Here is a 16,529-nt window from a genome sequence, read left to right as displayed (position 1 = left end):
TGGGCACATGCCCACTCGTCAACGCCGCGCGTCGTCCGGCGTGCCCGAGTGGCGAGGGAGTGGCAGGCGCGGCCGGTGACGGTGACGACGAGGAACGCGAGACGGAGGCGGTGCACGGTGCCCACGGGAGTGGCCATCCGCGACGTGCGGGAGCAGCTGTTCGAGGCGGCGGAGCAGGTCCTGCTCCGCAACGGACCCAGTGCGCTCACCAGCCGGGCCGTCACCACCGAGGCCGGCTGCGCGAAGGGCGTCCTGCACCGGCACTTCGCCGACTTCGACGCCTTCCTCACCGAGCTCGTCCTCGACCGCGTCGCCCGGATCGAGGCCCGGGCCGAAGCCCTCCGCGCCCGGGCCGGCACCGGTGCCGTCGCCGACCACCTCACCGAGGCGCTGACCGAGCTCTTCGGCGCGGTCGCGGTCGCCGTCATCGGTCTCGTCACCTCCCGCGACGAGCTGCGCGCCCGGCTGCGCGAGGCGCGGCCGACCGGCGTTCCCGTTCTGACCGACGCCGCGAACGCCATCGCCGCCTACCTCGCGGCCGAGCGGTCCCTCGGCCGGCTCGCCCCCCGTGCGGACGTCGACGTGCTGGCGCCTACCCTGATCGGCGCGGCCCACCTCCTCTTCGCCGACCGCACCGGCACCCCACCCGAGCCGGCCGCCGTCCACAAGGTGGTCACGACGGTCCTCGCCGGGGCGGTCGCCGGGTAGCGCGTGCGTCCGCTGCGCGTCCGGACGGCAACGTCCGGACGGCATCGGAGCGCGGTGGTGCCGTGCCGCCCCTGACTACGCGTCGCCGCCGATGGACACGATCTCGGCGGTCGTCCTGCCCTCGGGTGCTTCGTAGCCGACGGTCTCGCCGGCGCGGTGGCCGAGCAGCGCACGCCCGAGCGGGCTGTCGGCGGTCACCAGCGTCTCGTCCAGCCGATCGGCCACCTCGCCGATCTGGACGGTCTCCAGCGTGCCGTCGGCGAAGCGCAGGGTGGCGGTGCTGCCCAGGCCGACCGCGTCCGTGCGCGGCGGTCCGGCCGCGTCCGCCACGCGGAACCGGTCGGTGATCTCGGTGATCCGGTCGTCCAGCCGGACGAGCAGGTCGGCGCGCTGCAGTCCGTCCGCCTGGTCGGCCCGGTCGCCCACCGCATCGGTGACCTTCAGGGTCGCGGCGACCTTGGCCCGCTCGGTGCGGAGCTCGACGAGCTCCTCTTCGAGCGCCTGGCGGGCTTGGAGACTGATCGGCCCGGGTTCGGCGGCCATACCTGCTCCCGTGAGGTCGGCGGCACAGCTGGACAAACATCTATAAAACGGACATGAGCAGCCTAGCAGCGGGACCTTCGCGGGGGCGAGGCGGCACCGTCGCCGCCGCCTCGACGGCGACGGCGCCGGCCCGGAGCGGTGCCGCCCGGAGCCGCACGGTCCCCGGGGCGGGCCGCCTCGCCTTGTTGGAGTCCGCGGTGCACTGCGATGGTTGATGAAGGACCGCAGCCCCGAACGTGCGTGCCGCCTCCGCTCGAGTCGTCGCCGCGGACAGGGCTCCAACCGATCGCGATCCAGGTGATCACCGCCGGGAGGACGCGCCATGCGGACGACGCACAACGCCCCAGACCAGCAACCGGGCGAGCACCCCGCGGGGAGGGCGTGGCCGGGCAGGGTGGTCTCGGACCGGACGAGCGCGCGACGGGCCCGGCGCGCGGCCGCGTGGGGGCGGGGGAAGTACGCGGGGTCCTGGGCGGAGTGTCTGCGGCGTCGGCTGAACGCGGTGGACTTCGTCAACCAGGCCCTGCTGCTGGCCGCCACGCTGCTGATGTTCGCCGTCCCGTTCATGCTCGTCGCCTCCGCCCTGGGCGGGCGCTCGGCCGTGCCGACGCTGACGCTCCGGCTGGGCCTGAGCCATGAGGCGGCCGCCGACCTCGGCCATCTGTTCGCCTCCTCCGCGGCGACCTCCGCGGCGATCAGCGGCCTCTCGTGGGTCTTCTTCGTCCTGGCCGGCGTCGTCGTGGCCGGCTCGCTCCAGCAGCTCTACCAGCAGGTGTTCCAACTGCCGTCACGCGGGCGGCGGGACCGGCTGCGGGCGCTGATCTGGCTCGTCCTCTGCGTGGCCCTGCTCGGCGGGGGCAGCACCCTGGGCTACGAGATCCACAAGAGCGTGCCGATCCTCTGGTGGTTCCTCAACGTGCTCGTGTTCGTCGGGTTCTTCTGGTTCTCGATGTGGTTCCTGCTGGCGGGCCGGATCGGCTGGCGCACCCTGCTCCCGTGCGCCGTCGCCACCGGCACGTTCTGGATCGGCATGGTGGCGTTCTTCAACGTCGCCCTCTCCCGGATGGTCGTCAACTCCAACCGTGAGTACGGGCCGATCGGCGCGGTGTTCTCCCTCATGTCGTTCTTCATCGCGATCGGTGTGGTGATCATCCTGGGTGCGGCCACGGGCATGACCTGGCAGGACCGCGGCATGTCCGTCCGGGCCGCCGCCAACCGGCTGCGGCGGACGGCATGACCGCCGGCACGGACGCCGGCCCCCGCGACCGGCCCGGGCCCGGGCGGCCCTCCACCGGGCGGCTCGTCTGGACCGTGCTGCGCGTGGCGGGCTCGGTCGCCGCCCTGGGGGCGCTGTACTACGTGCTGCCCCTCGACAACACCTCCACGGCTGCGGCGCTCACCATGCTGCTCACCGGGCTGGCGGGATTCGTCGCCCTGGTCGCCCTCCAGGTCCGCTCGATCCTGCACTCCCGGTACCCGGGGCTGCGGGCCGTGGAGGCGCTGGCCGTCAGCATCCCGTTCTTCCTGCTGCTGTTCGCGGGCACCTACGTCACCATGGCCGGGGAGTCGCCCGGCAGCTTCGGACAGCACATGTCCCACACCGATGCGCTCTACTTCACCGTCACCGTGTTCTCCACGGTGGGGTTCGGCGACATCACGGCCAAGTCCCAGGAGGCGCGGCTGGTGGTGACCGGGCAGATGCTCGCCGACCTGGTGGTCTTCGGCCTGGCCCTCAAGGTCGTGGTGGGTGCGGTCCGTCGCGGCCAGCGACGCAGGAGCAGCGCGAAGGCCGCCCCGGGCGGGCGCGAGGAAGGCTGAGCGGGCCACCGGCGGGAGCGGCCGCCGGTGCGGGCGGCCCCACCGGTGCGGGGTCGGTCCCACCGTGCGGTCGATGCCGGTAGACGGGTCGCGGTTGGCGGGGTCCGGGCGTGCCGCAGGCGGGGGAGGGGCCTGCGCCCGCGATGATGCCAGGGACGGAGGCGCAGCGGCCTCGGGGGGGTCGCGCCGGCCGGACCCCGCCACCGCCGACGACTGCCACCGCCACCAGTGCCACCGCCACCAGTGCCACCGCCAGACCCGGGCCCGGGCAACCGCGTGTTCCCGTCGGGCCGGATGCCGAGGAGAGGATACGTATGCCGGCCGGACCGCCCGCCGAGCCCACCGGGGCCGCCACAGCGCCGCAGAACCCGTTGGCGATCGTCCGCTCCCGCGGCTACGTGTCGATCCTGGTGATCTCGGCACTGCTCGGCGTCCCGATCTCGGCCGGCGCGTTCGGCTTCCTCGCGCTGGTCTCCGAGCTCCAGTCGCTGGTCTACGACGACCTGCCGAAGGGACTCGGCTTCCACGACACCCCCGACTGGTGGGCCATCCCGTGGCTCGCGGTGGCCGGCGTGCTGGTCGCCCTGACGATCCGCTACCTGCCCGGGGGCGGCGGCCACAAGCCGGCCGAAGGGCTCAAGACCGGCGGCACGCCCTCGGTCGCCGCGGTGCCCGGTGTGGCGCTCGCCGCGATCGCCTCGCTCTGCCTGGGCGTCGTCCTCGGCCCGGAGGCCCCGCTGATCGCGCTCGGCGGTGGCCTCGCGGTCGGCGCGATCAAGCTGTTGAAGCGCGACTCCCCGCCCAGCGCCGTCGGCGTGATCGGCGCGGCCGGCAGCTTCGCGGCCATCAGTGAACTGCTGGGCAGCCCGCTGGTCGGCGCCTTCCTGCTGATGGAGGCCTCCGGGCTGGGCGGGCCGATGATGGGAGTGGTGCTGGTGCCCGGCCTGCTCTCCGCGGGCGTCGGATCGCTGATCTTCACCGGCCTCGGCAGCTGGACCGGCCTCGGCACCTACTCCCTGGTGCTGAGCCAGCCCCCGGCCGCAGGCCGGCCCACGCTCGGCGAGTTCCTCTGGGCGGTCGTCGCGGGCGTCGTCGCCGCACTGCTCGGCGAGGCGATCCGCCGCTCCGCGCTCGCCCTGCAGAACCTGGTCGACCGCCACCGACTGCCGCTCACCGTCCTGATGGGCGTCGCCGTCGGCGTGATCGCCCTGCTGTACGCGGAGATCACCGACCGGCCGATCACCGGGGTGCTCTTCTCCGGCCAGGACGCGCTCGGGCCGCTGCTGGCGGACAGCGCCGGCTACACGGCGGCCACCCTCGTCGTCCTGGTGGTGTGCAAGTCACTGGCGTACTGCGCCTCGATGAGCGCCTTCCGCGGCGGCCCGGTCTTCCCCGCCATCTTCGTGGGCGCCGCCGGCGGTCTCGCCCTCTCCCACCTGCCCGGGCTGGGAACCACCGCCGGGTTCGCCGTGGGCATCGGCGCGATGGCGGTGGCGATGCTGAAACTGCCCATGACCGCCGTGATGCTGGCCACCCTGCTGCTCGGCACGGACGGTCTGACCGTGATGCCGCTGGTGATCGTGGCCGTCGTGGTCTCCTACGTCGGCACGATGCGGCTCGCCCGGCTCCCCGGAGGCCCGCTGCCGGAGCCCCGACCGCAGCCGGCCGCGCCCGCCGGATGACCGCGTTCGGCCGGGGCACGCCCTGCGCGGCCGACCTCGCCGCAGGCACGTGCGCAGCCGCCGGTCCGCTGACGACCCCGCCACCGTAGGCACGGGCGACCGGACAGGACCTGGCCGGCCCTCCGCGTCCGCGCAGACGGTGGGCTCGGCGGCGGCCCGGACGAGGCTCGCTCCAGGAGATCCAGGCTGTCCAGGGCTGCGGTGCACTCGTCGGCGACATGCCCGCCGTCACGAGCTCCTCCAGCCGGCTCCAGCTCTGCTCGACCTCGCGGCGCAGGGCGAGGCGGGCCGCGGTCGGTTCGATGAGCGAGGCGCGCCTGTCGGTGGGGCAGGGGGCGGCGGCGGACGAAGCCGGCCTGCTCGATGCGCTGCACGGCACGGGTCATGGTGGCGGCGTCCTCCACGGCGGGACCACCGCGGCTGCACCGACCACCCCACCCGGCCCCGGGCGGCGAGCCCCTGTCCCCGACGGGGCGCGCCGCCGGCCGGGCCCACGCCGACCCGGAGGCCCACCGCGACCAGGGGGCCGTCCTGCCGGCCTGACGCCGTGCAGCCCCGGTGTTCCGCCGAGCCCAAGGGCCCGGCGGAACACCGGGCCGGGGGTGTCTGCCGCCGCCCGGCATGCCGTCCCGTCATACCCCCGATCGCACCGGCGGACTGCTAGCGTCGGGCTCCATGAACCGTTGGCTGCCGCTCTCGGCGGTTCCCCGACTCGCCGGCGCCGTGGTGGCCGGGGCGCTGGTGGGCGCGGTCGCCGGGGCGCTGACCAACGCTCCGCTGGGCATCATCCTGGGCGTGGCGGTGACCGAGACGGTCTTCGTCGCGGCCGGCTGGATCGTCCTGTGGCCGATGGACGCCGCGACCACCCGCCACAACGTCCGGCGCGAGGACTTCAGGCCCCTCGTCGAGGAGCTCGCCGTCCTCGCGGCGGCCCTGTGCGGGATGGTCGGCATCGTGGTGATGCTCCTGCTCGGCGACACCGGCACCGGCCACGCTGCGGCCGTGGCCGCCTTCGCCGGCGTGTTCATGGCCTGGGCGGCACTCCACCTGATGTACGCGACGCGCTACGCGTACCTGTACTACACGGAGTCCCGGCCCGGGATCGACTTCAACGCGGACCAGCCACCGGCCTACACCGACTTCCTGTACTTCAGCTACAACCTCGGCATGACCTACCAGGTCTCCGACACCGGAGTCTCCAGCCGGACGATTCGCGCGATCGTCCTCCGGCACTGCCTCCTCTCCTACGTCTTCGGCGTCAGCATTCTGGCCACCACGATCAATCTCGTCGCCGGAATCGTCATCGGCGGACCTGCCAACGGGTAGGGGCGATCTTCTTTTGGACGTCGGTGGGTCGAGCCCGGGGCGCGGCGGCTTCCCGTCCGAGGGGTTCGGAGTGGAGGGGGTGGCGGCCGATCGCCGTCAGCGGTGCCGGTGGACGCGCGGGGCGCCCGTCACGGAGAGGACCAGCGAGTACAGGGACGTCGTGGCGGTGATGAAGAGACGGTTGTTCTTCGGGCCGCCGAACGCGATGTTCGAGACGTGCTCGGGGACCAGCAGACGGCCGACCAGGGTGCCGTCCGACGCGTAGCAGTGGACGCCGTCGCCCATGGCCGCCGCCCAGAGCCGTCCGTCGTCGTCGAAGCGGATGTTGTCGAAACGGGCGGTACTGGCGGTGGCGCCGGCACGGGTGCGGGTGGCGGGGACGCCTGCGGCGTCGGCGAAGACCTGGCCGCCGGCGAGGGTGCTGTCCTCGCGGACGTCGAAGACGCGGATGTGCCCGGCCCGGCTGTCCGACACGAACAGCCGCTGCTCGTCGGGGGAGAGGACCAGCCCGTTGGGACCGGCGAAGCCGTCGGCGGCGAGGTGGACCCCGCCGTCCACCGGATCGATACGGTAGATGTGACAGGCGCCGATCTCGCCGTCGGCGCGGTGCCCCTCGTAGTCGCTGGTGATGCCGAAGTCGGGGTCGGAGAACCAGATCGTGCCGTCGGAGCGGACGACCGCGTCGTTGGGTGAGTTGAGCCGCTTGCCCTGGTAGCGGTCGGCGAGGACGGTGATCGTGCCGTCGTGCTCGGTGCGGGTGACGCGGCGGTTGCCCTGTTCGCAGGTGATCAGGCGGCCCCGGTGGTCGAGGGTGTTGCCGTTGCTGTGCCCGGCCGGGGAACGGAAGACGGCGATCGTGCCGGTGGCCTCGTCCCAGCGCAGGATCCGGTCGTTGGGGATGTCGCTCCAGAGGAGTTGGCGCCAGGCGGGCAGGTAGAGCGGTCCCTCGGCCCAGCGGCAGTCCCCGTGCAGCCGCTCCAGCCGGGTGTCCCCGTTCACGCAGGGCCGGAAGCGGTCGTCCAGAATCTCGTACAGTCCGAACTCGATCGAACCAGACATCATCCATATCCCATCGCTGATCGCCGAATGTCATTCCGTTGAGTTGGAGTATGCCAGAACGCGGTATGGTGCCACCATGGCGACCGAGAACCTGGACGACACCGACCGCGCCCTGCTGACGCTGCTTCAGGATGACGCCGGACGGGCGTATGCGAGCCTCGGCAAGGCCGTGGGCCTCTCCACCGCTGCTGCCCACGAGCGGGTGCGCAAGCTCCGGGAGCGCGGCGTCGTCCGCCGCACGACCGTCGAGGTGGACCCGAGGAGCCTCGGGCTCGGCGTGCTCGCCTTCGTGATGGTCGAGTCCTCCGCCTGGATGGGGGACTCGGCGGAGGCCTTCGCCGCGATCCCCGAGATCGAGGAGGCGCACATCATCGCCGGCAGCGCGTCGGTCCTGGTCAAGGTTCGTACGGCCACCACCGAACAACTCCAGGACGTCCTCCGCCGCCTCTACGCGATCGACGGCGTGAGCGGCACCCAGGCCACCGTCGCGCTGGAAACATTCTTCGAACGCCCCCCGTCCCCGACCGCCTGAGCCCCCGACGGCCCGCCGCCTCGACAGCCCGCTACCCCGCGGTGCCCGCGTCGGATCAGAGGGTCCGCCCGCAGCGCAGGTTCCAGCGGCCGGCGCGCCCGGTGAGCTCGGTGAGGGTCAGCGGTGCGACGTCGATCCGCCAGAAGGCCTGGGCGGGCAGGCCCAGGCCTTGGACCACGGCGGTCCGGACCACGGCCGCCTCCACCACGGCCAGCACCGGGCCGCCGGCCTCCGGCCCGTCCAGCCCGTCCAGCCCGTCCAGCCAGCCTCGGATCCGCGAGCCCAGGGCCGCGACCGACTCACCGCCGTGGGGGGCTGCGTCCGGATCGGCCAGCCAGGCCGCGATCGCCTCGGGTTCGGCGGCGGCGAGGTCGGCGAGGCGGTGGCCCTCCCAGCGCCCCCAGTCGCAGTCGGCGAGTTCGGGGGCGACGACGGCCTCCAGGCCCAGGGCGGCAGCGGTCCCGGTGCAGCGCACGGACGGCCCGGTGAGGACGCGCGCGGCGGCCGGAACGGAGGCGGCCGCTGCCCGCGCACGGCGTACGGCAGCGCTGTCGAGGGGCGCGTGCCCTCCGAACCGCGCCATTCGGCCGTCGTCGGTCAAGGCCGGTGAGACAAGCATCACCCGTACCGTCATTCCCGCTGTCCTCCCTGGTTCCCGCTCCCGCCCGGCGGCCGGGGTGGTCCGTATGCGTAGTCCGTGCGGGGCGCGTTGCGGATGGACTGCGCCGCAGCACGGTTTCTCCCGGCCCCTTGGCCGGGCCCGGCGGCACACGCTACCGTCTGGCCGTTATGACGACGGCGTGACGGAAGCCCGGTGCAACTCCGGCACGGTCGCGCCACTGTGAGACCGGTGTCCGATGCCCTGTCAGGGGATCGGGTGCCGGTGAGTCAGACCCGCCGCTGTCGTCTTCTGCTCCATCGAACGGGACGCGTAGTTCCCCAAAGGAGGTCTGGTCATGGCTCACCCCATCGCCCCCGCCGTCGTCACGCCGGCCATCACTCCCATCTCGCTGAAGGCGATCGCCCCGTGGGCGCTCTTCGTCGGCATCCTGGCGCTCGTGCTCCTCTACTTCGTCGGCGCCGAACAGGGCGCCTTCTCGGTCATCGCCGGCGAGGACGTGCACGAGTGGGTGCACGACGGCCGGCACCTGCTCGGCTTCCCCTGCCACTGATCGCGCAGGGAGTCCCCATCGTGAACATCTCCGTCGGATCCCTGCTCGGCCGCGGCATGCTCGCCGGCCTGCTGGCAGGTCTGCCCACCCTGGCCGTCGCCTACCTGCTCGGTGAGGGCCCCATCGACTCCGCCATCGCCTACGAGGACGGCCACATGGCCGGCCACGGCATGGAGGAGGAGCTCGTCAGCCGTACGCTCCAGTCCACCGCCGGGCTGGCCACCGGCATCGTGGTCACCAGCGTCGCGCTCGGCGGAATCGCGGCACTCGTGTTCGCCTTCGCGCTCGGGCGCATCGGCCGGTTCGGTCCGCGGGCCACCGCGCTGCTGCTGTCCGGTGCGGCCTTCACGGTGGTGGGTCTGGTGCCGTTCCTGAAGTACCCGGCCAACCCCCCGGCCAGCAGCGATCCGGAGACCCTCGACTCCAGGACCGCGCTGTTCTTCCTGATGATCGCGCTCAGCGTGTTGCTGGCGGTCGCAGCCGTGATTCTCGGCCGGCGACTGGCACCCGCGCTGGGCAACTGGAACGCCACGGTGGCGGCCGGCGCCGCGTTCGTGCTCGCCGTCGGCGTGGCGTACGCACTCCTTCCGTCCGTCAGCGAGACCCCGGAGGACTTCCCGGCCACCGTGCTGTGGGAGTTCCGGGTGGCGGCCCTGGCGATCCAGGCCACCCTCTGGGTCTCCTTCGGTCTGGTGTTCGGCCACCTCGCCGAGCGTCTGATCCATCCGGTGACCCGCGCCGTGCGGGCCGCGGAGGGTTCGGCGTCGACGGTGTGAGACCGCCTTCCTGATCCGTGCGGGCCTGTCGTCCTCCGCGGACGACGGGCCCGCACGGTCTTTCCAGGCACGGGCTTTCCGCGCACGGTCTTCCGCGCACGGGCCGGGTGACCGCCGGCTGCCACCGACCCGCCCCGCGGCCGCCCCGGCCGGGCCCGGCAGCGGGCGCTCACGCGCCCGGGGCGGCCTCCTCCACGGCGGCGAGCAGCCGGGCGTGGACGGCCACCGCCGCCTGGCGGGTGACCGGGTCGGCGTCCTCCAGGTGAGGGGCGATCAGCTCGGCCGCCGCCGCGAGCACCGGGACCGGAACCGATGCCTCCCGGAGGTGGAGCAGCTGCGAGGCGGCCCGCTCACCCGGGGTGGCCCCGGTTTGGCCGGTGGGGATCAGGGCGTACAGGCCGCGTGGCTGGGTGCTGGTCACCGACCCATTGTCCCGCCCTCCGTGCCGCCTCCTCACCAGGCGTTGCAGTGGCCGGAGGCCTCGATCCTCCGGAGGTTCGCCCGGTACGCGTCGTCGACCGCCGTCGTCGTCGATCTCTGCGGTGTCCCATAGGCGACGGCCTTGCGGTGGGCCGATCCCCGCCGGGTCGTCGGGGATCGGGCCAGAGCCACCGCTCGTCCGCAGCGGCCCTCGCACCCGTCACCGTCGACCGTGTCGTCACCGCGTGCTTCGCCGGCACTCCGAGCAGCGCGGCGCCCGGCACCAGGGGCGCCACCCCTGACGGACCATGAACCTTCATCGAGTGCCCCCTCCGGACATCGGTAGTCAGTACCCGGACCCTACGTGCCCCGTGGGCGCCGCGGACCTGCCGGTCGGCACGGTCCGAACGGCAGGGAGGCGCACCGCCGCAGCGACCGCACCGCCTGAGCGGGCCGGCCGGCCGTCGGAGTTCACGGCCCGGCCGCGGCCCGCGGCTGCCGAGCCCCGCAGCGAGGACGCGGCGGCCGGGCCCGGCGCGGCGCGGTCGGGGCGAGTGGCCCCGCACCAGGCCGTACGGTCGGCGCGGGTCCGGACGGAGCCCGTCACCGCTCGGGAGGAGGCCGCCCGTCGTCGAGGCCGTCGTGGCCCAGGTGCTCGCCCGGGGCCGCCAGCTCCTCGACCGCGTCGGCGGTGACCACCGCGCCGGTGGACCGCTTGCCGCGCCGCAGCCGGCCCTCCAGCCAGGCGGCGAAGGAGGTCAGCGCGATGTTCAGCACCACGAACAGCACCGCCACCACGGTGAAGCAGGCGATGGTGTTCGCCCCGTAGTTGGCGCTCATCGGGCGCACCGACGCCAGCAGCTCGGAGAAGCCGAGCAGTGCGCCGCCGAGCGCGGTGTCCTTCACGATGACCACCAGCTGGCTGACGATCGCCGGCAGCATCGCGGTGACCGACTGCGGCAGCAGCACGTAGCGCATGACCTGGTTCCTGCGCATGCCGATCGCCTTGGCCGCGTCGGTCTGGCCCTGGGGGAGGGCGAGGATCCCGGCCCGGACGATCTCGGCCAGCACGGCGGCGTTGTAGAGGACGAGGCCGGTGACCACGGCGTACAGCGGCCGGCTGTCGGGACCGACCCCGGTGAACTCGGCGTAGGCCGCGTTCGCGAAGAGCATCAGGATCAGGACCGGGATGGCGCGGAAGAACTCCACGACGGTGCCGGCCGTCCAGCGCACCGACCGGTGGTCGGAGAGCCGGGCGATGCCGAACAGCGCGCCGAGCGGCAGCGCGATCACCATGGCGAGCGCGGCGGCGATGAGCGTGTTCCTCAGCGCCGGCAGGAGGTACGTCTCCCAGACCCGGGGGTCCGTGAAGAAGGGCTGCCACTTCGCCCAGGCGAGCTGGCCCTTGTCGGCGAGGCTCCCCATCACCCACCCGAGCAGCGCGCCGAGGGCGACCAGGAACACCGCCGTGAGCAGCAGGTTGTTCCGTCTGGCCCGCGGCCCTGGGACGTCGTAGAGCGTGGTCGGGGAAGACGTCACCGGCGCACCGCGACCTTCTTGCCCACCCAGCCGAGGAAGAGCCCGGTCGGGAGGGTCAGGCAGATGAACCCGAACGCGAAGATGGCGGCGATGAGGATGAGCTGGGCCTCGTTCTCGATCATCACCCGCATCAGCGCCGCGGCTTCGGCGACGCCGATCGCGGCCGCCACGGTGGTGTTCTTGGTGAGGGCGATCAGCACGTTCGCCAGCGGACCGACCACCGAACGGAAGGCCTGCGGGAGCACGATGAGGGTCAGCACCTGGGTGAACCGCAGGCCGATGGCCCGGGCGGCCTCGGTCTGGCCGAGGGGCACGGTGTTGATGCCGGCCCGCAGCGCCTCGCAGACGAACGCGGAGGTGTAGGCGGTCAGGCCGAGCACGGCCAGCCGGAAGTCGATCGTCTTGAAGCTGTCGGCGCCGAGCGTGACGCCGAGCGTCTGGAACAGGCCCAGTGAGGTGAAGACGATGATCACGGTGAGCGGGATGTTCCGGACCACGTTGACGTAGACGGTGCCGAAACCCCGCATCAGGGGCACCGGGCTGACGCGCATGGCGGCGAGCAGGGTGCCCCAGACCAGGGAGCCGACGGCCGCGTAGAAGGTCAGCTGAACCGTCACCCAGAAGGCGCCCAGCAGGTCGTAGCCCTCAAGAAAGTCGAACACGGTCTCCCGGCCTTCCGCGTAGAGGATGCTCCGGCGTCGGTGGAGGGTGCGGCGCACCGTCGGCGGGCGTGCCGTCGGCGGGCGTGCCGTCGCCGGGCTCACCGCCGTCCGTCGCGCGGCTGTCCGGCGCACCGCCGTCGGAGGCGGTGCGCCGCAACGGGAACGCCCCGGGGGCCCGCCGCGAGGGCGTCACGGCGCGGAGGGCGTCGCCGACGCGGTGACGACGACACCGATCTTCGGAGCGGGCTCGTTCCGGTAGCCGGCCGGCCCGAAGTTCTTCTGCACGGCCGCGTCCCACGAGCCGTCCTGGACCATCTTCTCCAGCGCGGTGTTGATCTTCGCCTTGAGCGCGCTGCCCTCCTGGACGCCGATCCCGTAGTTCTCGTCGCTCATCTTGAAGCCGCCGAGCTTGAACTTGCCCTTGAACTCCGGCTGCGCCGCGTAGCCGGCAAGGATCGAGTCGTCGGTGGTCAGCGCGTCGATGACCTTGTTCTCCAGGCCGGTCAGGCACTCCGAGTAGCCGCCGTACTCCTGCAGCTGCGCGTTGGGCGCGATCTTCGTCTTGACGTTCTGCGCCGAGGTGGAGCCGGTGACCGAGCAGAGCTTCTTGTCGTTGAGGTCCTCGGGCTTCTGGATGGAGGTGTCGTCCGCCCGGATCAGGACGTCCTGGTGCGCCAGCAGGTAGGGGCCGGCGAAGTCCACCTTCTCCTCGCGGGCGGGCGTGATCGAGTACGAGGCGGCGATGAAGTCGACGTCGCCGCGCTGGAGCAGCGTCTCCCGGTCGGCGCTCTTGGCCTCCTTCCAGACGATGTCCTCGGGCCGGTACCCGAGCTGCTTGGCGATGTACGTCGCCACGTCGACGTCGAAGCCGGTGTAGGTGCCGTCCGGGGTCTTCAGCCCGATGCCCGGCTGGTCGAACTTGATGCCGACGGTGATCTTGCCGCCGCTGCTCGGGCCGGCACCCGCGCCCGCGCCGGTCGCCGCGCCGGTCGCCGCCCCGCTTCCCGAGCCGCTGCTCGTACCGCCGCCGTCCGAGCTGCAGCCGGCCGCGGCCAGGGTGAGCATGAGCGCGGCGGCGGCTGCCGCGGTGGCCTTGCGAAGGTTCATCTGATCATCCCTTGATCATCTCTGGTGCACACGGGGCGGTCCGATCAGTGGTGGAGGATCTTCGCGAGGAAGTCCTTGGCCCGCTCGGTGCGGGGGTTGCTGAAGAACTGATCGGGTGTCGTCTCCTCCACGATCCGGCCCTCCGCCATGAACACCACGCGGTTGGCCGCCGAACGGGCGAATCCCATCTCGTGGGTGACCACCACCATGGTCATGCCGTCCCGCGCGAGCCGGCGCATGACCTCCAGCACCTCGTTGATCATCTCGGGGTCGAGGGCGGAGGTCGGCTCGTCGAAGAGCATGATCTTCGGGTCCATGGCCAGGGCCCGGGCGATCGCGACCCGCTGCTGCTGGCCGCCCGAGAGCTGTGCGGGGTACTTGTCCGCCTGGTCGGCGACGCCCACCTGGTCGAGCAGCCGGTGGGCCCGCTCGTCGGCGGCCCGGCGGTCCTTCCCGCGGACCTTGATCTGGCCGAGCGTCACGTTCTGCAGCACCGTCTTGTGCGCGAACAGGTTGAAGGACTGGAAGACCATCCCCACGTCGGCACGGAGCGCGGCCAGCTCGCGGCCCTCGGCGGGCAGCGGCCGGCCGTCGATCGAGATCTCGCCGGAGTCGATGGTCTCCAGGCGGTTGATGGCGCGGCACAGGGTGGACTTGCCGCCGCCGGAGGGACCGATCACCACGACGACCTCGCCGCGCGCGATGGTCAGGTCGATGTCCTGGAGGACGTGGAGCTCGCCGAAGTGCTTGTTGACCCTGGTCAGCACGACCAGGTCCCCGGTGGCCGGGGTGGGGATCTCCGCGCTCACTGTCCGCTCCGCGCTCGCCGTCTACGTCCGTACTCCGCTCGACGGCTACATGCTCCGCCCGCCGGGCCCGCGCCGCACGCCGGGGCCGCAGCCGCACGTCGCGTCCCCTCTCCGCCGGACGGCCCCCGGGCCCGCCGGGCACCGGACGCCGGGCGCCTGCCGCGGCCGAGGGGGAGGGCGGTCGGTGAGCCGATCATGTGCCGATATGCTGCGGCTCCGTCAGGTCCTCGCAGGGGGCACGGGAACGAGGACGGGAGTCCGGATCATGATGGGACCGGCGCATTCGCTGTCGGGAGCGGCGGCGTGGCTGGGCGTCGGCGCGGTGGCGGCAGGGCTCGGTGAACCGATGCCGTGGCCGGTGCTCCTGGCCGGCGCGCTGATCTGCGCGGGGGCGGCGCTGGCGCCGGACCTCGACCACAAGGCGGCGACGATATCCCGGGCCTTCGGGCCGATCTCGCGCACGCTGTGCGAGGTGATCGACAAGCTCTCGTACGCGACGTACAAGGCGACCCGGATGAAGGGCGACCCGCGCCGTTCGGGCGGGCACCGCACGCTGACCCACACCTGGGTGTGGGCCGTGCTCTGCGGCGCCGGGGCGGCCGCGGCGGCGGTGTACGGCGGACGGTGGGGCGTGCTGGCGGTGCTCTTCGTCCACATGGTGCTCGCCATCGAGGGGCTGCTCTGGCGCCACGCCCGGGTCTCCAGCGACGTGCTGGTCTGGCTGCTCGGGGCGACCAGCGCCTGGGTGATCGCCGACGTGCTCGACCGGCCGGGCAACGGCTCGCAGTGGCTGTTCGACCAGCCGGGTCAGCAGTACCTGTGGATCGGCCTGCCGGTCGCGCTCGGCGCCCTGGTGCACTGCCTCGGGGACGCGCTGACCGTCTCCGGCTGCCCGGTGTTCTGGCCGATCCCGATCGGGCGCAAGCGCTGGTACCCGGTCGGCCCGCCGAAGGGCATGCGCTTCCGGGCCGGCAGCTGGGTGGAACTCAAGGTGCTCACGCCGGTGTTCATGGGCGCCGGCGGGGTCTGCGCGTTGGGTGCGCTCGGCTACTTCGGCAGCTGATCGACCGGACCCGGGCGGTCACGCGCCCGGCCGGACGGCGCGCGGACCGGTCACCTCCGCACCGAGGCCGGCGACCCGACCGCGCAGCTCCCGGTCGGCGGTGACGACGAGGCAGCCGCGGTGCGGGCCGGCGGTCAGCGCGGCCCGCACCAGCTCGACGATCCGGTCGTCGCCGCTGCCGGACGCGGCGACCACCCGGACCCCCGGCACCGGTGCCACCGCGCGGGCCGCCCCCTCGACGACGAGGACGACGTCCAGGGGGCCGGTGCGCGACCACTCCGGAGCGCCCGGGTGGTGGCCCAGCCCGCCGCCGGCGATCCCGGTCAGCGCGTCCCGCAGCCGCTCCGTGGCCGCCCGCCGGTCCCGCCACCAGCCGTCGGGGACCGAGCCCACGACGTTGGCGGCGTCCACCACCAGCAGCGGCACCTCCGGCGCGGTCCCTCCCGCGGTGTTGTCACCCATGACCGGCAAGCCTCTCACGAACGCGACCGTCCACGTCCGACGAGCGCCGCCCCGTCGCCGCCCGGCCGCTCAGTCCGTGCGGCGGCGGGTCTGCCGGGCCTCGCGGAGGAGGGCCCAGGTGTCGGCGACGGGGCCGACGTGCCCGAGCTTGTCGGGGTTGAGCACCGTGCGGATGGCCTGGATCCGTCCACCGAGGACGTCGAGCGTCCAGGTGGTGACGACCCTGGCGTTCCGGTCGCGGATGATCGCGCCGGGCTGGCCGTTCACCCGGTGCGGCTCGATGGTGGCGCCGGTCCGGTCCATCGCCGGTGCGAGGGCGGCCAGCAGCCGGGCCACGTTCTCGACGCCGAAGACGCCCCGGCCCCACTGCGGTGCCTTGCCACCGCTGTCGCCGACCATCGCCACGTCGGCGGCGAGCAGGTCGCGCAGGCCGACCACGTCGCCCTCCCGGAGCGCGTCGAAGAACCTGGACGCGAGTTCGTCGCGTTCCTTCCGGTCGGCCTGGAAGCGGGGCCGACCCTCGTCCATGTGGCGGCGGGCGCGTACCGCGAGCTGGCGGCAGGCCGCCTCCGAGCGGCCGACGGCCGCGGCCACGTCGGGGAAGCCGAAGTCGAAGACCTCGCGGAGCACGAAGACCGCCCGCTCCAGCGGGCTGAGCCGTTCCAGCAGGAGCAGGGCCGCCATCGACACCGAGTCGGCCAGCTCCGCCGACCGCGCCGGGTCCTCGTACGGGTCGGCGAGCAGCGGCTCGGGGAACCACGGCCCGACGTAGGCCTCCCGGCGCACGCGGGCCGAACGCAGCACGTCGATCGAGATCCGGGTGACCACCGCCGACAGGAACGCCCTGACCG

19 protein-coding genes and 1 riboswitch are annotated in these 16,529 nt (G+C 73.2%); of the genes, 9 read left to right on the top strand and 10 right to left on the bottom strand.

Annotation, left to right across the window (positions count from 1 at the left end; translation table 11 throughout):
* Nucleotides 1-117: 117 nt before the first annotated feature.
* Nucleotides 118-708 carry a TetR/AcrR family transcriptional regulator gene (locus tag MCM47_RS34425; RefSeq protein WP_238950801.1) on the top strand — a complete coding sequence of 197 codons (591 nt, stop codon included), beginning with the start codon at nucleotides 118-120 and terminating at the stop codon, nucleotides 706-708.
* Nucleotides 709-783: 75 nt separating this feature from the next.
* Here the strand turns inward: MCM47_RS34425 and MCM47_RS34420 are convergent, their stop codons facing one another.
* The gene (locus MCM47_RS34420; protein WP_238950799.1) at nucleotides 784-1,251 is read right to left on the bottom strand and encodes a GreA/GreB family elongation factor; all 468 of its coding nucleotides are present in this window, start codon (nucleotides 1,249-1,251) and stop codon (nucleotides 784-786) included.
* Nucleotides 1,252-1,753: 502 nt separating this feature from the next.
* On the opposite strand from MCM47_RS34420, the gene MCM47_RS34415 reads away from it, so the two are divergent.
* The 4 genes from MCM47_RS34415 to MCM47_RS34400 all read left to right on the top strand — a co-directional run bounded on the left by MCM47_RS34415 (nucleotide 1,754) and on the right by MCM47_RS34400 (nucleotide 6,077).
* On the top strand, nucleotides 1,754-2,488 hold the full coding sequence (locus MCM47_RS34415; RefSeq protein ID WP_238950797.1) for a YihY/virulence factor BrkB family protein: 735 nt from the start codon (nucleotides 1,754-1,756) through the stop codon (nucleotides 2,486-2,488).
* Nucleotides 2,485-3,069 carry a potassium channel family protein gene (locus MCM47_RS34410; RefSeq protein WP_238950795.1) on the top strand — a complete coding sequence of 195 codons (585 nt, stop codon included), beginning with the start codon at nucleotides 2,485-2,487 and terminating at the stop codon, nucleotides 3,067-3,069. Before MCM47_RS34415 ends, MCM47_RS34410 begins: the two co-directional genes overlap by 4 nt.
* A 314-nt stretch (nucleotides 3,070-3,383) precedes the next feature.
* A complete protein-coding gene (locus MCM47_RS34405; protein WP_238950793.1) occupies nucleotides 3,384-4,751 on the top strand; it encodes a chloride channel protein in 1,368 nt (455 codons plus the stop codon).
* A gap of 675 nt (nucleotides 4,752-5,426) precedes the next feature.
* Nucleotides 5,427-6,077 (top strand): DUF1345 domain-containing protein, encoded by a 651-nt coding sequence (locus MCM47_RS34400; protein WP_238950791.1) that lies wholly within the window; start codon nucleotides 5,427-5,429, stop codon nucleotides 6,075-6,077.
* A gap of 96 nt (nucleotides 6,078-6,173) precedes the next feature.
* Here MCM47_RS34400 and MCM47_RS34395 read toward each other — a convergent pair whose 3' ends face one another.
* Nucleotides 6,174-7,136 carry an SMP-30/gluconolactonase/LRE family protein gene (locus MCM47_RS34395; protein ID WP_238950789.1) on the bottom strand — a complete coding sequence of 321 codons (963 nt, stop codon included), beginning with the start codon at nucleotides 7,134-7,136 and terminating at the stop codon, nucleotides 6,174-6,176.
* Between the two features lie 91 nt (nucleotides 7,137-7,227).
* Between MCM47_RS34395 and MCM47_RS34390 the strand changes: the two genes are divergently transcribed.
* Complete coding sequence (locus MCM47_RS34390; protein ID WP_238950990.1) at nucleotides 7,228-7,668, top strand: Lrp/AsnC family transcriptional regulator; 441 nt, start codon at nucleotides 7,228-7,230, stop codon at nucleotides 7,666-7,668.
* Nucleotides 7,669-7,723: 55 nt separating this feature from the next.
* On the opposite strand, the gene MCM47_RS34385 is transcribed toward MCM47_RS34390, so the two are convergent.
* On the bottom strand, nucleotides 7,724-8,251 hold the full coding sequence (locus MCM47_RS34385) for a histidine phosphatase family protein (protein WP_308222572.1): 528 nt from the start codon (nucleotides 8,249-8,251) through the stop codon (nucleotides 7,724-7,726).
* Between the two features lie 184 nt (nucleotides 8,252-8,435).
* A riboswitch (cobalamin riboswitch) is annotated at nucleotides 8,436-8,585 on the top strand.
* 39 nt (nucleotides 8,586-8,624) lie between these two features.
* On the opposite strand from MCM47_RS34385, the gene MCM47_RS34380 reads away from it, so the two are divergent.
* Together MCM47_RS34380 and MCM47_RS34375 are read left to right on the top strand one after the other, a co-directional pair.
* Nucleotides 8,625-8,840 carry a CbtB-domain containing protein gene (locus MCM47_RS34380; RefSeq protein WP_238950785.1) on the top strand — a complete coding sequence of 72 codons (216 nt, stop codon included), beginning with the start codon at nucleotides 8,625-8,627 and terminating at the stop codon, nucleotides 8,838-8,840.
* 17 nt (nucleotides 8,841-8,857) lie between these two features.
* Nucleotides 8,858-9,616: a CbtA family protein gene (locus MCM47_RS34375; protein ID WP_238950987.1), complete on the top strand. Its 759-nt coding sequence runs from the start codon at nucleotides 8,858-8,860 to the stop codon at nucleotides 9,614-9,616.
* Nucleotides 9,617-9,785: 169 nt separating this feature from the next.
* On the opposite strand, the gene MCM47_RS34370 is transcribed toward MCM47_RS34375, so the two are convergent.
* From MCM47_RS34370 to MCM47_RS34350, 5 genes are all read right to left on the bottom strand, one after another.
* The gene (locus MCM47_RS34370; protein WP_238950782.1) at nucleotides 9,786-10,037 is read right to left on the bottom strand and encodes a hypothetical protein; all 252 of its coding nucleotides are present in this window, start codon (nucleotides 10,035-10,037) and stop codon (nucleotides 9,786-9,788) included.
* 602 nt (nucleotides 10,038-10,639) lie between these two features.
* On the bottom strand, nucleotides 10,640-11,575 hold the full coding sequence (locus tag MCM47_RS34365; protein ID WP_238950780.1) for an amino acid ABC transporter permease: 936 nt from the start codon (nucleotides 11,573-11,575) through the stop codon (nucleotides 10,640-10,642).
* Nucleotides 11,572-12,237, bottom strand: a complete 666-nt coding sequence (locus tag MCM47_RS34360) for an amino acid ABC transporter permease (RefSeq protein ID WP_238950778.1) — start codon at nucleotides 12,235-12,237, stop codon at nucleotides 11,572-11,574. Before MCM47_RS34360 ends, MCM47_RS34365 begins: the two co-directional genes overlap by 4 nt.
* A gap of 189 nt (nucleotides 12,238-12,426) precedes the next feature.
* Complete coding sequence (locus MCM47_RS34355; protein ID WP_238950776.1) at nucleotides 12,427-13,344, bottom strand: glutamate ABC transporter substrate-binding protein; 918 nt, start codon at nucleotides 13,342-13,344, stop codon at nucleotides 12,427-12,429.
* Nucleotides 13,345-13,388: 44 nt separating this feature from the next.
* The gene (locus tag MCM47_RS34350; protein WP_308222569.1) at nucleotides 13,389-14,153 is read right to left on the bottom strand and encodes an amino acid ABC transporter ATP-binding protein; all 765 of its coding nucleotides are present in this window, start codon (nucleotides 14,151-14,153) and stop codon (nucleotides 13,389-13,391) included.
* A gap of 265 nt (nucleotides 14,154-14,418) precedes the next feature.
* On the opposite strand from MCM47_RS34350, the gene MCM47_RS34345 reads away from it, so the two are divergent.
* Nucleotides 14,419-15,216, top strand: coding sequence for a metal-dependent hydrolase (locus tag MCM47_RS34345; protein ID WP_238950774.1), 798 nt, complete (start codon nucleotides 14,419-14,421; stop codon nucleotides 15,214-15,216).
* Between the two features lie 18 nt (nucleotides 15,217-15,234).
* Here MCM47_RS34345 and MCM47_RS34340 read toward each other — a convergent pair whose 3' ends face one another.
* Together MCM47_RS34340 and MCM47_RS34335 are read right to left on the bottom strand one after the other, a co-directional pair.
* Nucleotides 15,235-15,678 carry an NTP pyrophosphohydrolase gene (locus tag MCM47_RS34340; RefSeq protein ID WP_238950771.1) on the bottom strand — a complete coding sequence of 148 codons (444 nt, stop codon included), beginning with the start codon at nucleotides 15,676-15,678 and terminating at the stop codon, nucleotides 15,235-15,237.
* A gap of 69 nt (nucleotides 15,679-15,747) precedes the next feature.
* Nucleotides 15,748-16,529, bottom strand: a 782-nt coding sequence (locus tag MCM47_RS34335) for a sigma factor-like helix-turn-helix DNA-binding protein (RefSeq protein WP_238950769.1), incomplete at its 5' end; no start/stop codon positions are given.

This window comes from Kitasatospora sp. A2-31, assembly GCF_022288725.1.
Classification (GTDB): domain Bacteria; phylum Actinomycetota; class Actinomycetes; order Streptomycetales; family Streptomycetaceae; genus Kitasatospora.
Note: the sequence above shows the minus strand (reverse complement) of the source record. Positions and strands in the feature narration are given on the sequence as shown.

What these genes read in the sequence shown, in the direction of transcription:
- MCM47_RS34420 (WP_238950799.1), bottom strand. Translation starts at nt 1,251, where the DNA reads ATGGCCGCCGAACCCGGGCCGATCAGTCTCCAAGCCCGCCAGGCGCTC.
- MCM47_RS34410 (WP_238950795.1), top strand. Translation starts at nt 2,485, where the DNA reads ATGACCGCCGGCACGGACGCCGGCCCCCGCGACCGGCCCGGGCCCGGG.
- MCM47_RS34405 (WP_238950793.1), top strand. Translation starts at nt 3,384, where the DNA reads ATGCCGGCCGGACCGCCCGCCGAGCCCACCGGGGCCGCCACAGCGCCG.
- MCM47_RS34400 (WP_238950791.1), top strand. Translation starts at nt 5,427, where the DNA reads ATGAACCGTTGGCTGCCGCTCTCGGCGGTTCCCCGACTCGCCGGCGCC.
- MCM47_RS34395 (WP_238950789.1), bottom strand. Translation starts at nt 7,136, where the DNA reads ATGTCTGGTTCGATCGAGTTCGGACTGTACGAGATTCTGGACGACCGC.
- MCM47_RS34385 (WP_308222572.1), bottom strand. Translation starts at nt 8,251, where the DNA reads ATGGCGCGGTTCGGAGGGCACGCGCCCCTCGACAGCGCTGCCGTACGC.
- MCM47_RS34380 (WP_238950785.1), top strand. Translation starts at nt 8,625, where the DNA reads ATGGCTCACCCCATCGCCCCCGCCGTCGTCACGCCGGCCATCACTCCC.
- MCM47_RS34355 (WP_238950776.1), bottom strand. Translation starts at nt 13,344, where the DNA reads ATGAACCTTCGCAAGGCCACCGCGGCAGCCGCCGCCGCGCTCATGCTC.
- MCM47_RS34345 (WP_238950774.1), top strand. Translation starts at nt 14,419, where the DNA reads ATGATGGGACCGGCGCATTCGCTGTCGGGAGCGGCGGCGTGGCTGGGC.
- MCM47_RS34340 (WP_238950771.1), bottom strand. Translation starts at nt 15,678, where the DNA reads ATGGGTGACAACACCGCGGGAGGGACCGCGCCGGAGGTGCCGCTGCTG.